This is a genomic window from Streptomyces sp. NPDC044106, assembly GCF_056433985.1.
Genome location: NZ_JBWKFZ010000013.1, coordinates 124411 through 138771, shown reverse-complemented (window position 1 = coordinate 138771; position 14361 = coordinate 124411). Strand labels below are relative to the sequence as shown.

The window sequence follows — 14361 nt, the reverse complement described above, 5'->3', positions numbered from 1 at the left end:
CCCGGCCCGGTGCCGACGGGCACCGCACATCACGCCGGAACTGGCTAGAGTGCGGAACCGGACACCGGTTCGTTGATCCCCACTCGTATGCGGACGCCCCGTCCGGTTAGGCTCAGGGCATGCATGCCTGGCCCGCTTCTGAGGTCCCCGCCCTTCCTGGCAAGGGCCGCGACCTCCGGATCCACGACACCGCGACCGGTGGACTCGTCACCCTCGACCCCGGTCCCGTCGCCCGTATCTACGTCTGCGGCATCACCCCGTACGACGCGACCCATATGGGTCACGCGGCGACCTACAACGCGTTCGACCTGGTGCAACGCGTGTGGCTCGATACCAAGCGGCAGGTTCACTACGTCCAGAACGTGACCGACGTGGACGACCCGCTCCTGGAACGCGCCAACCGCGACGGCAAGGACTGGGTCGAACTCGCCGAGGGCGAGACCGCGCTGTTCCGCGAGGACATGACCGCGCTGCGGCTCCTGCCGCCGCAGCACTACATCGGAGCCGTCGAGGCGATACCCGGCATCGTGCCGCTCGTCGAACGGCTCCGCGACATGGGAGCCGCCTACGAGCTCGATGGCGACGTCTACTTCTCCGTCGAGTCGGACCCGCACTTCGGGGAGGTGTCCGGGCTCGACGCCGCCGCCATGAAGCTGCTCTCCGCCGAGCGCGGCGGCGACCCGGACCGTCCGGGCAAGAAGGACCCGCTGGACCCGATGCTCTGGATGGCCGCCCGGGAGGGCGAGCCGAGCTGGGACGGGGCCTCGCTGGGCCGCGGCAGGCCCGGCTGGCACATCGAGTGCGTCGCCATCGCCCTGGACCACCTGGGCATGGGCTTCGACGTGCAGGGCGGCGGATCGGACCTCGCCTTCCCGCACCACGAGATGGGCGCGTCCCACGCCCAGGCGCTGACCGGTGAGTTCCCCTTCGCCAAGGCGTACGTCCACGCCGGCATGGTCGCCCTGGACGGCGCGAAGATGTCCAAGTCCAAGGGCAACCTCGTCTTCGTCTCCAAGCTGCGGCGCGACGGGGTCGACCCGGCCGCCATCCGCCTCAGCCTCCTCGCGCACCACTACCGCGCGGACTGGGAGTGGACCGACGCGGTTCTGGCGGAGGCCGTCGAGCGGCTCGGCCGGTGGCGTGCGGCCGTCTCCCGTCCCGACGGGCCTTCCGCCGAGGCGCTCGTCGAGGAGATCCGCGAGGCCCTCGCCGATGACCTGGACGCGCCGAAGGCGCTCGCCGCGGTCGACGCCTGGGCCGCCCGTCAGGACGCCGACGGCGGTTCGGACGAGGGCGCGCCCGGCGTCGTATCCCGTGCCGTGGACGCGCTGCTCGGCGTGGCCTTGTAGCTGTCGTCCTCGCTGAGGTCGATCGCCCTGCGGGCTCGCCCTCAATGGCCGGACGGGCTGGAATCTTCCGCCCGTCCGGCTTTTCGTGTGCGGGTCCGCCCGGTAGGGCGCGGGTGCGCCGCCGGAAGTCCACGAGCAGGGCAGCAAAGTCCATGGCCCCGGGGCCGGTCGAAGCGCTAGACCTCCGCCATGAGATCTTCCACGCGCTGCAGATCGGCGGCCGCTGCCGCCCTCCTGGGCCTTCTCGTGGCGTTCGCGGGGCCCGGCGGCGGCTCCGCGCGGGCCGCCGACGAGCCCGCGACCACCGTCGGTGACGTCACCGGGTTCGCTCACGAAGGACCCGTCTACCGGCTGACCGCGGGCCGGGCCGAGGCCCGCGTCAGCTTCGTGTCGGCCGGGACCTTCCGGCTCGAACTCGCGCCCGACGGGACGTTCACCGACCCGGCGGGCAAGGACATCGTCCTGCCGCAGGGCAAGGCGCCGCGCACCTCGTGGGCGGACAAGGGCGACCGCTACGAGCTGAGCACCTCCGAGGTGACGCTGCGCGCCTACAAGTCGCCGCTGCGTTTCGCCCTGTACCGGGCCGACGGCAGCCGCGTCTGGGCCGAGTCCAAGGGGCTCTCCTGGACCAAGGACGCCACCACGCAGAGCCTGGCGCGCGGGGCGGACGAGCAGTTCTACGGGGCCGGGATGCAGAACGGCCGCGGCAACACCTCGCACCGCGGCAAGAAGGTCGAGGTCGGCGTCGACTACGACTGGGACGACGGCGGGCACCCCAACTCCGTGCCCTTCTACCTGTCTTCGGCCGGGTACGGCGTCTTCCGGAACACCTACGCCCCCAACACGTACGACTTCGCCGAGCCCGTGACCGCCACCGCCGCGGAACAGCGCTTCGACGCCTACTACTTCGCGGGGCGCGGCGACGACGCGGCCAAGGACGTCATCGGGCAGTACACGAAGCTCACCGGCAAGCCCTTCATGCCGCCCGTCTACGGCATGGAGATCGGCGACGCCGACTGCTACCTCCACAACGCCAACCGCGGTGAGCGCCACACCCTGGATGCCCTGAAGGTCGCCGACGGCTATGTCGAGCACGACATGCCCAACGGCTGGATGCTCGTCAACGACGGCTACGGCTGCGGTTACGAGAATCTCGCCGAGGTCTCCAAGGGCCTGGCGGAGCGCAGGATGAAGATGGGGCTGTGGACCGAGGACGGCCTCGACAAGATCGCCGAGCAGGTCAGGGCGGGCCAGCGCGTCGCCAAGCTCGACGTCGCCTGGGTGGGCGACGGCTACAAGAAGGCACTCGACGGCTGCAAGGACGCCTACCGCGGCATCGAGGACAACAGCGACGCCCGCGGCTTCACCTGGGCCCCCGAGAGCTGGTCCGGCGCGCAGCGCTGCGGCGTGCAGTGGTCCGGCGACCAGAGCGGCAGCTGGGAGTACATCCGCTGGCAGATCCCGACGTACGCCGGGTCGACCATGTCCGGTCTCGCCTACACCACCGGTGACGTCGACGGCATCTTCGGCGGCAGCCCCAAGACGTACGTTCGCGATCTGCAGTGGAAGATGTTCCTGCCGGTCACGATGACGATGGACGGCTGGGCCGCGAGCGACAAGCAGCCCTTCCGACAGGGCGAGCCCTACACCTCCATCAACCGCAAGTACCTGAAGCTGCACGAGTCGCTGCTGCCCTACCTCTACTCGTACGCCCACGAGGCGACGAGGACCGGTGTGGGCGCGGTGCGGCCGCTGGCCCTGGAGTACCCCCATGACCCCAGGGCCGCGACCGACGCCGCCAAGTACGAGTTCCTGACCGGTGAGGACTTCCTCGTCGCGCCCGTCTACCGGGACACCGCCACCCGCGACGGCATCTACCTGCCCAAGGGCACCTGGACCGACTACTGGACCGGGCGGACCTACCAGGGGCCCACCACGATCGACGGATACAGCGCCCCCCTCGACACACTGCCCCTCTTCGTCAAGGGCGGCGCGAGCGTGCCGATGTGGCCGGGCGGCATACGGTCCTACCAGGACCGCAAGGCGGACTCCCCGCTCGCCTGGGACATCTACCCGCAGGGCCGGTCGTCCTTCGAGCTGTACGAGGACGACGGCGTGACCCGGCAGCACCGCGCCGGAAAGTACGCCACGCAGCGTGCGGACGTGCGGGCGCCGCGCTCCGGGGCGGGCGACGTGAGCGTGCGGATCGGCGCCGGCAAGGGCGAGTTCGATGGCAAGCAGCGCAGCAGGCCCTACGCGTTCACGCTGCACACCGGGGACGCACCGAGCCGGGTCGCGCTCGACGGGCACCGGCTGCCGCGGTTCACGTCGAGGAGCGCGTACGACAGCGCCCGGCAGGGCTGGTTCTACGACCGGGACGACCGGGGCGGGGTCGTGCGGGTGAAGACGGCCTCGCGGCGCACCGACCGCTCCTTCGGGCTGACGCTCGACGACACCAGCGCCGTCGGCGGCGCCGTGCCCGGCGCGACCGCCGCGGTGAACGTACCGGCTGGTCAGGAGCTCGGCGCGGGCACCCCCGGCAAGGTAGCCGTCGACGTCACGGCGGGCACGAGGGCCGCCACCGGCGTCGATGTCACCCTCGACGCGCCCAAGGGGTGGACCGTCACCGCCGCGCAGGCCGGCCGGATCCCCGCCGGGACCACGCGCCGTGTCGAGCTCGCCGTCACCCCGGCCAAGGACGCGGAACCGGGCGAGTTGCCGCTCACCGCGAGCGCCCGCTACCGCTCGGCGGGCCAGGAACGCACCGCCACCGCACGGTTCGCGCTCGCAGTGGTGCCCGAAGCGCCCGGCAAGGACACCTGGGCGAGCGACATGGCATGGCTGACGTCCACCAACGGCTACGGTCCCGCCGAACGAGACCGCAGCAACGGCGAGTCGGGGGCGGGCGACGGCCGGACACTGACCCTCGCGGGCAAGACGTACGAGAAGGGGATCGGCACGCACGCCGACTCCGTCATCGAGGTCTACCCGGGCGGCCGCTGCTCGAAGTTCACCGCGGACGCGGGCATCGACGACGAGATCGACGGCTATGGAGAGGTCGCCTTCTCGGTCGAGGCCGACGGCAGGGCGCTGTGGACGTCACCGAAGGTGACGGGTGCGTCGGCGACCGTCCCGGTCGACGTCGACGTGCGCGGCGCCCGGCACGTCCGGCTGAAGGTGACGGACACCAACAACTCCAGGAGCGGGGACCACGCGGACTGGGCCGCGGCCAAGTTCACCTGCGCGTAGAGCGGTTGGGCGGCGCCGGACGGGACGTACCCCGCCCGGCGCCGCCCCACGGACGGTGCGTACGCCGAGACGGTCCTCAGTCGTCCGGGGAATCGGACGTGCCGGACGGGCCGGAATCGTCGCCGTCGCTCTCGCCCTCCGCGCCCTGGCCGGGCCGCTGCGTGGGCTTCGGCTTCGGGGGCCGGGTGCGGTCGCTGGGCGCGTCCCGCAGATACGCCCCTCCATCACCGCCGTCCCTGCGCCGCAGATACCGCTCGAACTCGCGGGCGATGGCCTCACCGGAGGCCTCGGGGAGCTCCGCGGTGTCCCGCGCCTCCTCAAGCGACTGGACGTACTCCGCGACCTCGCTGTCCTCGGCCGCCAGCTGGTCCACGCCCACCTGCCAGGCGCGCGCGTCCTCGGCCAGTTCGCCCAGCGGGATGCGCAGGCCGATCAGGTCCTCCAGGCGGTTGAGGAGCGCCAGGGTGGCCTTGGGGTTGGGCGGCTGCGACACGTAGTGCGGGACGGCCGCCCACAGGCTCACGGCGGGAACGCCCGCGTGGGTGCACGCCTCCTGGAGGATGCCGACGATGCCCGTCGGACCCTCGTACTTCGTCTCCTCCAGGTCCATGGTGCGCGCCAGGTCCGGGTCGGACGTCACGCCGCTGACCGGGACGGGGCGCGTGTGCGGGGTGTCGCCGAGCAGCGCCCCCATGATCACCACGAGCTCCACGCCCAGCTCGTGCGCGAAGCCCAGGATTTCGTTGCAGAACGACCGCCAGCGCATGGACGGCTCGATGCCCCGCACCAGGACCAGGTCGCGGGGCTTGTCGCCGCCGACGCGGACCACCGAGAGACGCGTCGTCGGCCAGGTGATCTTGCGCACCCCGCCGTCGAGCCAGACCGTCGGCCGGTTGACCTGGAAGTCGTAGTAGTCCTCGGCGTCCAGCGCCGCGAACACCTCGCCCTTCCACTCCTTGTCGAGATGCGCGACCGCGGCGGAGGCGGCGTCACCGGCGTCGTTCCAGCCCTCGAACGCGGCCACCATGACCGGGTCGACCAGCTCGGGTACCCCCTCGAGCTCGATCACCCAGGCCTCCTTCCGACGTTCCCTTGCGTACCCCCCAACCTTACGGCGTCCACGGGGTCCCTCCGCAGCCCCCTTGCGTGGGGGAGTGCGTGATCACTGCCCACGTCCGGGCCCGGGAAACGGCGGTTTCACGCAGGGCAGCGGGGCGGTGTCACAGCGTGGAGCGCAGCCATTGCTCGACGCTCGCGATGTGCACCGTCGCCCACGACCTGGCCGCCTCCGCGTCGCGGTCCCGCAGCGCGGCGAGGATCGCCCGGTGCTCGTGCAGCGTGCGGCTGACGGCGTCCTAAACTCAGCGCCTCCAGGAGGAGTTGGGGGTCCAGGCTGGTGACGTACGTGCCGTCGCGCCAGGCGCTTATGGACCGCGGCGCGGTCGCCTCGTACGGGAGACGGGGGAGCGGGTCAGCCGAAGCGCTCGATCCGGATCCGGTCCACCGGCTGGCCGCCCTCCACAAGGAGGCGCGAGGCGTGCTCGGCAAACCCGTTGGAGCCGCAGATGTACGCCTCCCAGCCGCCCTCGGGCCGTCCTGCCGCGTCCAGGTGGGGCGCCAAGTGGCCGGCGTCCAGGCGGCCTTCGGACCGGGTCAGGACCACGGTGGTCTCGTCGGCGTACTCGTCCGCGTAGATCAGGTCCTCGGGCGTGCGCGCCGACACGATCAGGCGCACCGGCACGGCGAGCCCGGCGAGCCGGTGGTGGCGGACCATCGACATCAGCGGCACCACGCCGGAGCCGGCCCCGAGCAGCAGCGCGGGACGGTCGCCCGGCCAGGCGAAGAAGCCGGACAGCGGCCCGCGCACCTCGACGGTGTCGCCGACGTGCGCCACGGTGTGCAGGTGCCCCGACACCTCGCCGCCCGGCACGTGGTCGAGGGTCAGCTCGATCTCGCCGCTCTCGTCGGGCGCGGAGGCGATCGAGTAGTGGCGCTGGGCGACGTAGCCGTCCTCGGCGGTGAGCCGCAGCATCAGGTGCTGGCCCGGCAGATGCCCCTGCCAGTCGGGCACCTTCAGTCGGAACGTCGACACGAGCGGCGTCTCGCGGCGGATCTCCACGACCGTCGCCCGCTGCCACACGGCCGCGGAACGGTTGCTCACCGCGATGCGGCCGGGCACGGCGAACGCCGTCGGCGGCACGAAACGCTCATCGGGTCCGGGATTCGTGAGGTCAGTCACCGGCGTAACGCTCCTCGGCCCACGGGTCGCCCCGGTGGTGGTATCCGTTCTGCTCCCAGAAGCCGGGCTCGTCGCGGTCGAGGAGCCGCAGCCCCGCCACCCACTTGGCGCTCTTCCAGAAGTACAGGTGGGGGACGATCAGCCGGGCCGGGCCGCCGTGCTCGGCGGGCAGCGGCCCGTCGCCGTACTCCCAGACGATCCACGCCTTGCCGTCCGTCACGTCGGACAGCGGGAGGTTCGTGGTGTAGCCGGTGTGCGAGTACGCGACGACGTGCGTCGCCGTGGGGAGCGGGCGGGCCGCGGCCAGGAACGTGTCCAGGCTCACCCCGCCGAACCGCACCCCGAACTTGGACCAGCTCGTCACGCAGTGGATGTCGCCCCGGTACTCGGACGCGGGCAGTGCGTGCGCCTCGTCCCAGCTCCAGGTGTGCGGGGCCGCGACGAGACCGTCGACGCGGAACGTCCAGTCGGCGGCGGCGAGCCGCGGGGTGACCTCGGCGGACAGGACGGGCCAGCCGTCGGCCGCGTCGTACTGCCCCGGGGGCAGCCGCGGGTCGCGGTCGGCGGCTCGGGCGCGGCCGGTGAAGCCGCGGGTGGGTTCGAACGTCATGCGGTGGGTGCCACTTCGGGAGCTCTCGGGGGTTGCTGTCACTTCGGTCCGGGGCTGCGGGTCAGGAGACCGGTGCCGCCTCGGAGGTGGTCGCCGCGTCCTGGAGGGCCCGCAGGACGGCCTGCTCGTCGAGGGTGAGCAGGGTTCGGTCGCGCATCAGGACACGGCCGTCCACCACAGTGTCCCGGACATCGGCGGCCGACGCCGCATACGCCAGCGTGGACCACGGGTCGTGCCGGGGCGCGAGGTGCGGCCGGTCCAGGTCGAGGACGATCAGGTCGGCCTGCTTGCCCGCCTCCAGCGAACCGAGGCGGTCACCGAGCCCGAGCGCACGCGCCGACTCGACGGTCGCCATCCGGACGGCCTGCTCGGCGCCGACCGCGGTGGGGTCGCCGCCCGCCTTGTGCACCAGCGCCGCGACCCTCACAGCGCCCAGCAGGTCGAGCGTGTTGGAGGACACCGCGCCGTCGGTGCCGAGGCCGACCGTGACGCCCGCGCCGAGCAGGTCGGGCACGCGCGCGATGCCGCAGCCCAGCTTGAGGTTGGACACCGGGCAGTGCGCCACCGCCGTGCCGGTGCGGGCCAGTGTCGCGATCTCGGCGTCCGTGAGGTCCACGGCGTGCGCGAGCAGCGTGTCGGGCCCGAGCACGCCGAGTGAGTCGAGCAGCTCCACGGGGCGCATGCCGTGCTGCTCGACGACGGTCGCCACCTCCGCCGCGTTCTCCGACGCGTGGATGTGCAGCAGCGCGCCGTGCTCCCGGGCGAGCGCGGTGATCCCGGTGAGCTGCGCGGGGTCCAGCGTGTACGCGGAGTGCGCGCAGACGACGGGACGGGTGCCCGGCGCCGGAACGTACGCCTTCAGGTGCGCGGTCGCCCAGCCGAGCCGCTCCTCGTAGGGCCTGCCGTCCGGCGGGCCGGGCACGTCCATGAACGTCGGCCCGGTCAGCAGCCGCCACCCGGCGTCGCGGGCCGCCTCCTCGGCCGCCTCGTGGAACCAGTACATGTCGAGCGCGGTCGTCACCCCGCCCCGTACGGACTCCGCGACGGCGGCCCGCATCGCGGTGGCCACCGTGTCCGGCGAGAGGATCGCGGCCTCGCGCGGGACGACCCGGGCCAGGAAGCCCTGGAGCGTGACGTCGTCGGCGATGCCGCGCATCAGGTTCATCGCGAGGTGCGTGTGCGTGTTGATCAGGCCGGGCAGGACGAGGCAGCCGCGCGCGTCGATCTCCTCGGCCGCCTCGTACACCGCACGCAGCCGCTCCGCGGGCCCCACCTCGACGACGCGGCCCCCGCGCACGGCGACCGCCCCGTCCCTCACGACGGTGCCCGCCGCGTCGACGGTCAGCACGTCGCCGCCGTGCACCAGCAGGTCTATGGAGCCGCCGCGGTCCTGGGCCGGCAGGTCAGTGGGGTGCATCGTTCCGTTCTCCCTGGTCGCCTCGGTCGGGGCTGATCGCTACGGTCGTTCAGCGCTCGGTGGAGGCCAGCAGGCGCAGCGCGTCCAAGGTTATCCGGGCACCCCGGTCGACCCCGGCGGCGACCACCTCGCGGTGCGGGTCGTACCCGCCGGTGGCGTCCTTGTCGACGAGCTCGTCGGCGTTCGCGCCGTCCACGACCAGGGCGCCGCCCGCGGTCAGACCGTGCGTCGACGCGAAGACGTACAGCGCCGAGAGCTCCATCTCGATCGCGGCGATCCCGGCGGCCGCGTACGCCTCGCCGGGCAGCGGCAGGAAACCCGGCTGGAACGCGGCCCGCGTCCACACCACCCCGCGGTGGTACGGGGCTCCGGCGGCCCGCGCCGCGCGCTCCAGGGCGAGCACCGCCTCCGGCGCCGAGAACGCCGGGTACTCGGCGGGGATCAGCTGCTGCGTCACGCCGTCGTCGCGCACCGCCGCGTCCGCGATGACCAGGTCGCCGTCGCGGATGCCGGGGCGGATCGCACCCGCCGTGCCGAGCCGCAGGATCGTCGTGACGCCTGCCTCGGCGAGTTCCTGGAAGAGGAGGATCGCGCCGGGCGCGCCCACGCCGTGCGAGGCGACGACGACGGGCGTGCCCTGCCAGGTGCCGGCGAAGACGCGGTACTCACGGTGGTACGACACCTCCTTCGCGTCGGCCAGGAGATCGGCCACGGCGGCCGCACGGCCCGGGTCGCCGACGACGACCGCGTGCGCGGGCAGGCCGACGCGGGGGACACGGGTGATGGGCAGCGCGTCGGTGAGCGACGTCATGTGGAGGCTCCTAGGAGGGACTCGGGTTGCTTGCGGCGCCTGCGGCGCGCCGTGGAAAGGAAGAGGGCGACCAGGGTCACCACGTAGGGGGCGGCGTCGGTGGCCTGCGGCGGAAGACCGTTGCCCTGCAACCGGAACCCGACCGCCTCCGCGACCCCGAAGAGCAGCCCGGCGAGCAGCACCCCCAGGGGCAGCGCCCGGCCCAGCAGCACCGCGACCACGGCGATCCAGCCGCGCCCCGCCGTCATGTTCTCCGAGAACAACGTGACGTTGCCGAGGGCGAGTTGAGCCCCGGCGAGGCCGCAGAGCAGCCCGCCGGTGAGGACGGCCGCGTACTGATACTTCACCGGGCTCACCCCGAGCGTCGCCGCCGCGTCCGGCGCCTCGCCGACCCCGCGGAGCCGCAGCCCCCACGGGTGACGTGAGAGGAACACGGCGGCGACGGCGACCGCCGCCCACGACACGTACACGAGCGGCGAGTGCCCGGACAGCACGGGCCCGAGGAAGGCCAGGTCGACGGTCCCGAGCCCCGCCAGGTCCGGGTCGGAGAACGTGCCCTGCACGCCGAAGACCGTACGCAGCAGGAACCCCGTGAGCCCGACGGCGAGGAGGTTGAGCGCGACACCGAGGACGACGGCGTCGCCCCGCAGACTGATGGTCCCCACGGCGAGGATCATCGCGTACGCGGCGGACGACAGGGCCGCGAACAGGACACCCAGCCACGCGCTGCCGGTGAACCAGCTGCCCGCGACCGCGCTGAAGCAGCCGACGAGCATCATCCCTTCGAGGCCGATGTTGAACACGCCGGCCCGCTCGCACACCGCGCCGCCGAGCGCGGCGAGCAGGATCGGGGTGAGGGCGAGGAGCGCCGAGTGGAACAGCGCGGAGTCGACGGACATCAGAGGTCCCCCTCAGGAGCGGTGGGAGCCACGGGGGCCGTAGCGGCCATGGGAGCCTTCGGAGGTACGGCCTTCCTGGCCGCGCGCCGCCAGGTGAAGCGCAGGCGCGCGGCCAGGAAGACGATGACGACGGCCTGCAACACCTGCGTCAGCTCGCGCGGCACCTCCGTGGCGCGCTCCATCGCGAGCCCGCCCACGTCGAGCGCGGCGAAGAACAGCGCGGCGAGCGCGGTGCCGAGCGGCGCGGCCGAGGCGAGGAGCGCGGCCGTCAGACCGGTCCAGGTGTGCCCGGCGGCCGTCAGCGAACCGTCGATGAAGCGGTACGGGAAGCTGAGCACGCCGATCGCGCCGACGAGCCCGGCGACGGCGCCGGACACCGCCATGAGGCGCAGCGTGAGCCGGGGCGCGTCCACGCCCGCGTACGCCGCGAAGCGCGGGTTGAGCCCCGTCATGCGGATCTCGTAGCCGGTGGCGGTCCTGGCGTCGGCGAAGACGAAGACGCCCGCGGCGATCACCACGAGCCCGAGCCCGACCGTGACCGTCGACGACCCGAAGGCGGGCAGCTCCACGCCGGCCGGGAGCCGCCGGGTCTGCGGGAGGCTCGACCCCTCCTCCTTGAGCGGGAACCGTGCGAGGTACGACGCGAAGGACATCGCCGGGTAGCTCAGCAGCAGACTGCTCACCAGCAGCGGTACGCCGAACCGGTTCTGGCAGGCCGCGGCGAGCGCCGCGTACAGGGCGCCCGCCAGCATCCCGGCGAGCAGCGCGGCGACCACGGCGAGCGGCGCGGGCACCGGAACGTACAGACCCGTGGCCGCGGCGGCGATCCCGCCGAGCACGAGCTGCCCGTCGCCGCCCAGGTTCAACAGGCCCGCCCGCATCGGGATCGCGAGCGCGACGGCGAGACCCAGGATGCTCGTCCCGGTGGTCAGCGTCGACCCGATCCCGTCGGGCCCGAGCGAGCCGCTGACGACGGACCCGTACGCGCCGAGCGGCTCGGCGCCCGTGCCGACGAGGAACAGCGCCCCGACGAGGACGGCGGCGACGACGGAGTGCAGGGCGGACGACGTGAGGGCCCGCCGGACGGGGGAGTGCTCCCCGTACAGGCGGGAGAGGCTCTCGACGGCCATGTCAGGGGGCCTCCTTCAAAGGGGCGGACGGGACGGGCGCCGTGGCGGGGGATGTGGCGGACCCGTCGGGTGCTCCGCCCGCCATCGCGAGGCCCAGCGTCCGCTCGTCCGCCTCCGCGCGGGTGAACTCCGCCGCGATCCCGCCCTCGTACATCACGAGGACCCGGTCCGAGAGGCCGCGGATCTCGCTGAGTTCGGCGGAGACGAGCAGGATCGCGTGGCCCGCGTCGCGGTGCGCGACCAGGTGGTCGTGGATCGTCTGGACGGCGCCGATGTCGACGCCCCGGGTGGGCTGCTCGACGATCAGCAGGGGCGCTTCGTGGGCCAGTTCGCGGCCGATCACGACTTTCTGGAGGTTGCCGCCGGAGAGCGAACCCGCGGGCTGTCCCGTCGACGCGGCCTTGATGCCGAAGCGTTCGACGAGCACGCGCGCGTGCTCGCGGAACCATCCGGGGCGCAGCAGGCCGTGCCCCCGGTGGTGGCCCATGGCGAGGTTCTCCGCGACCGTCGCGGCCGGCGCCGTGCCGACCGCCGTGCGGTCCTCGGGGACGTACGCGAGCCCCGCCGCACGCCGCTCCGCGGCCGACGCGCCGGTGACGTCCTGCCCGGCGAGCGTGACCCGGCCCGCGACGGCGGGCCGCAGCCCCGCGACGGCCTCGACCAGTTCGGACTGGCCGTTGCCCGCGACCCCCGCGACGCCGACGATCTCCCCGGCGCGGACGGTGAGCGACACGTCCCGCACCCCGTCCGCCGCCAGGGACTCGACCGTCAGGACGACGCCGCCGGGGGAGCCGTCCTGATGCACCCGGTCCAGCTCCACCGCGCGCCCTGTCATGGCCGCCGCGATGGCGTCGGCGCTCGTGTCGGCGGTCCGCATGCGCGCCGCGACCCGCCCGTCCCGCAGTACGGTCACCGTGTCGCTGCCCTCCATGACCTCGCGCAGCTTGTGCGTGACCAGAAGGACGGTGCGGCCGTCGTCGGCCAGGGAGCGGAGCACCCCGAAGAGCGCGTCCGCCTCCGCCGGCGTCAGCACGGCCGTCGGCTCGTCCAGGATGAGCGTCCGTGCGCCCCGGTACAGGAGTTTGAGGATCTCCACCCGCTGGCGCACCCCCACTGGCAGGTCACCGACCTTCGCCGACGGATCGACGGCGAGCCCGTGCTCCTCGGCGAGCGCCGCGACCCGCCGCACCGCCTCCGCCCGGTCCGTGAGACCGAACCGGCGCGGCTCGGCCGCGTACACGACGTTCTCGGCGACCGTGAAGGACGGGAACAGCTTGAAGCTCTGGTGCACCATCCCGAGGCCCGCGGCGATCGCCTCGCTCGGGCTCGTGAAGGACACCTCGCGCCCGTCGAGCAGGATCTGCCCGGCGTCCGGGCGCAGCAGTCCGTACAGGACGGACATCAGCGTCGACTTGCCCGCGCCGTTCTCACCCATCAGGGCGTGAATCTCACCGCGCCGGACAGTCAGGTCGACGCGGTCATTGGCGAGGGTGCCGGGGAACTCCTTGGTGATGCCCCGCAGTTCGACGGCGTGGGGGGCGCCGTCCGGCTCAGGCCGCGGGGTCATCGACGGTCAGCTTTCCGGCCGCGATGTCGTCGCGCAGCTTCTTGACGCGCGCCAGCACGTCGGCGTTGGCGGGCTTTGCGATCAGGCACTCGGAGTCCTTGAGCCCCGGCTCCAGGCCGGTCAGCGACATGCCGCCCTCCTTGAGGCCGTACGACACGGTGGTGCCGCCCTTGCCGTCGAGGATCTGCCCGATGCCCTTCTCCACGGCCACGTCGGTCTTCTTCAAGACGTTGTCGACGACTTCGCCGGGGCTGGTCAGGCACTGGTTGGCGTCCACGCCGTACGCCGTGAAGCCCTTGCCGCCCTTCGCCCGCGCGGCCTTCGCGGCCTGGAAGACACCCGTGTTGCCCGCGGCCGCGGCCGCCATCACCTGGTCGACGCCGCCCGACGCGAGCGTCGACGCCTGGTCCTTGGCGCGCGCCGCGTCGTTGAACGGCGACTGCCCGCCGACGAACAGCGTCCGGGACCGCACGCCCGGCTTCACCTTCTTCGCGCCCGCCGCGAAGGGCTCGCTGTACCGCCGGAACTGCGGGGTGTCGAGCACGTCGACGGCGCCGACCTTCTTGCTCCTCGTGAGCAGTCCTGCCTCGGCGCCTGCGAGGAAGACGGCCTCGTGCTCGCGGAAGACGGCACAGGTGACGTTCTCGTACGTCTTCTTCGTGCACGCGTCGACGAGCAGGAACTGCTGCTTCGGGTGGGCCTCGGCCTGCTGCGCCACGATGTCCGCGAACTCGAAGCCGACGAGCGCGATGACGTCGGGCGCGGAGTCGACGGCCGAGGCGACGTTCTGCTGCCGGGAGTCGGTGTCGCTGCTCTGGAACACCTTCTGCGAGCCGTCGTGCGCCTTCGCGGCCGCCTTCACCCCGGACACGGCGAGCTTGAGGAACTCGTTCTGGGCGACGGGGTCGGGGGTGACGAGCGTGAACGCCTTGCCGCTTCCCTCACCGCCCGAAGCGCCGTCCTTCGCCGCCGCGTTGCAGCCGGTGGCGAGCAGGACGGCGCCGACGGTCGCGGCGGTGAGTCTCAGGGGCGTGCGCGTACGCGGAGACAGCAGGGGCATGGCATCGCCTTCGTGGAGGTGCCCGGGGCA

The 14361-nt window shown here is 72.9% G+C and carries 11 protein-coding genes and 1 pseudogene; 2 read left to right on the top strand and 10 right to left on the bottom strand.

The annotated features are described in order from the left end of the window. The first annotated feature begins 119 nt into the window (after positions 1–119). The gene (gene mshC / locus AC07DI_RS24465) at positions 120–1349 is read left to right on the top strand and encodes a cysteine--1-D-myo-inosityl 2-amino-2-deoxy-alpha-D-glucopyranoside ligase (RefSeq protein ID WP_384251642.1); all 1230 of its coding nucleotides are present in this window, start codon (positions 120–122) and stop codon (positions 1347–1349) included. Positions 1350–1538: 189 nt separating this feature from the next. Further along, positions 1539–4598 carry an NPCBM/NEW2 domain-containing protein gene (locus AC07DI_RS24460; protein ID WP_478906099.1) on the top strand — a complete coding sequence of 1020 codons (3060 nt, stop codon included), beginning with the start codon at positions 1539–1541 and terminating at the stop codon, positions 4596–4598. 76 nt (positions 4599–4674) lie between these two features. Here the strand turns inward: AC07DI_RS24460 and AC07DI_RS24455 are convergent, their stop codons facing one another. From AC07DI_RS24455 to AC07DI_RS24410, 10 genes and pseudogenes are all read right to left on the bottom strand, one after another. Continuing rightward, positions 4675–5667 carry a PAC2 family protein gene (locus tag AC07DI_RS24455; protein WP_384251648.1) on the bottom strand — a complete coding sequence of 331 codons (993 nt, stop codon included), beginning with the start codon at positions 5665–5667 and terminating at the stop codon, positions 4675–4677. A 151-nt stretch (positions 5668–5818) separates the two neighbouring features. Next, positions 5819–5953 (bottom strand): annotated as a pseudogene (locus AC07DI_RS24450) (FCD domain-containing protein); the annotation flags it as partial. Positions 5954–6069: 116 nt separating this feature from the next. Further along, a complete protein-coding gene (locus AC07DI_RS24445) occupies positions 6070–6837 on the bottom strand; it encodes a ferredoxin reductase (RefSeq protein WP_478906098.1) in 768 nt (255 codons plus the stop codon). Then, entirely contained in the window at positions 6830–7447 is a 618-nt protein-coding gene (locus tag AC07DI_RS24440; RefSeq protein WP_478906097.1) for a sulfite oxidase-like oxidoreductase, read from the bottom strand. Before AC07DI_RS24440 ends, AC07DI_RS24445 begins: the two co-directional genes overlap by 8 nt. Before the next feature lie 61 nt (positions 7448–7508). Further along, positions 7509–8864: an amidohydrolase gene (locus AC07DI_RS24435; RefSeq protein ID WP_478906096.1), complete on the bottom strand. Its 1356-nt coding sequence runs from the start codon at positions 8862–8864 to the stop codon at positions 7509–7511. Positions 8865–8913: 49 nt separating this feature from the next. Continuing rightward, positions 8914–9675 carry a phosphorylase family protein gene (locus AC07DI_RS24430; RefSeq protein WP_478906095.1) on the bottom strand — a complete coding sequence of 254 codons (762 nt, stop codon included), beginning with the start codon at positions 9673–9675 and terminating at the stop codon, positions 8914–8916. Further along, positions 9672–10574, bottom strand: coding sequence for an ABC transporter permease (locus AC07DI_RS24425; protein WP_478906094.1), 903 nt, complete (start codon positions 10572–10574; stop codon positions 9672–9674). The genes AC07DI_RS24430 and AC07DI_RS24425 overlap by 4 nt, the downstream gene beginning before the upstream one ends. Continuing rightward, the gene (locus AC07DI_RS24420) at positions 10574–11704 is read right to left on the bottom strand and encodes an ABC transporter permease (protein WP_478906093.1); all 1131 of its coding nucleotides are present in this window, start codon (positions 11702–11704) and stop codon (positions 10574–10576) included. Before AC07DI_RS24420 ends, AC07DI_RS24425 begins: the two co-directional genes overlap by 1 nt. 1 nt (position 11705) lies before the next feature. Continuing rightward, positions 11706–13271, bottom strand: a complete 1566-nt coding sequence (locus AC07DI_RS24415) for an ABC transporter ATP-binding protein (RefSeq protein ID WP_478906092.1) — start codon at positions 13269–13271, stop codon at positions 11706–11708. After that, complete coding sequence (locus tag AC07DI_RS24410; RefSeq protein WP_478906203.1) at positions 13255–14322, bottom strand: BMP family ABC transporter substrate-binding protein; 1068 nt, start codon at positions 14320–14322, stop codon at positions 13255–13257. The genes AC07DI_RS24415 and AC07DI_RS24410 overlap by 17 nt, the downstream gene beginning before the upstream one ends. Positions 14323–14361: the final 39 nt, after the last annotated feature.

Bases quoted from the DNA above. Each gene is read 5' to 3' on its own strand.
- mshC (WP_384251642.1), top strand. From the start codon at position 120: ATGCATGCCTGGCCCGCTTCTGAGGTCCCCGCCCTTCCTGGCAAGGGC.
- AC07DI_RS24460 (WP_478906099.1), top strand. From the start codon at position 1,539: ATGAGATCTTCCACGCGCTGCAGATCGGCGGCCGCTGCCGCCCTCCTG.
- AC07DI_RS24440 (WP_478906097.1), bottom strand. From the start codon at position 7,447: ATGACGTTCGAACCCACCCGCGGCTTCACCGGCCGCGCCCGAGCCGCC.
- AC07DI_RS24435 (WP_478906096.1), bottom strand. From the start codon at position 8,864: ATGCACCCCACTGACCTGCCGGCCCAGGACCGCGGCGGCTCCATAGAC.
- AC07DI_RS24430 (WP_478906095.1), bottom strand. From the start codon at position 9,675: ATGACGTCGCTCACCGACGCGCTGCCCATCACCCGTGTCCCCCGCGTC.
- AC07DI_RS24425 (WP_478906094.1), bottom strand. From the start codon at position 10,574: ATGTCCGTCGACTCCGCGCTGTTCCACTCGGCGCTCCTCGCCCTCACC.
- AC07DI_RS24420 (WP_478906093.1), bottom strand. From the start codon at position 11,704: ATGGCCGTCGAGAGCCTCTCCCGCCTGTACGGGGAGCACTCCCCCGTC.
- AC07DI_RS24415 (WP_478906092.1), bottom strand. From the start codon at position 13,271: ATGACCCCGCGGCCTGAGCCGGACGGCGCCCCCCACGCCGTCGAACTG.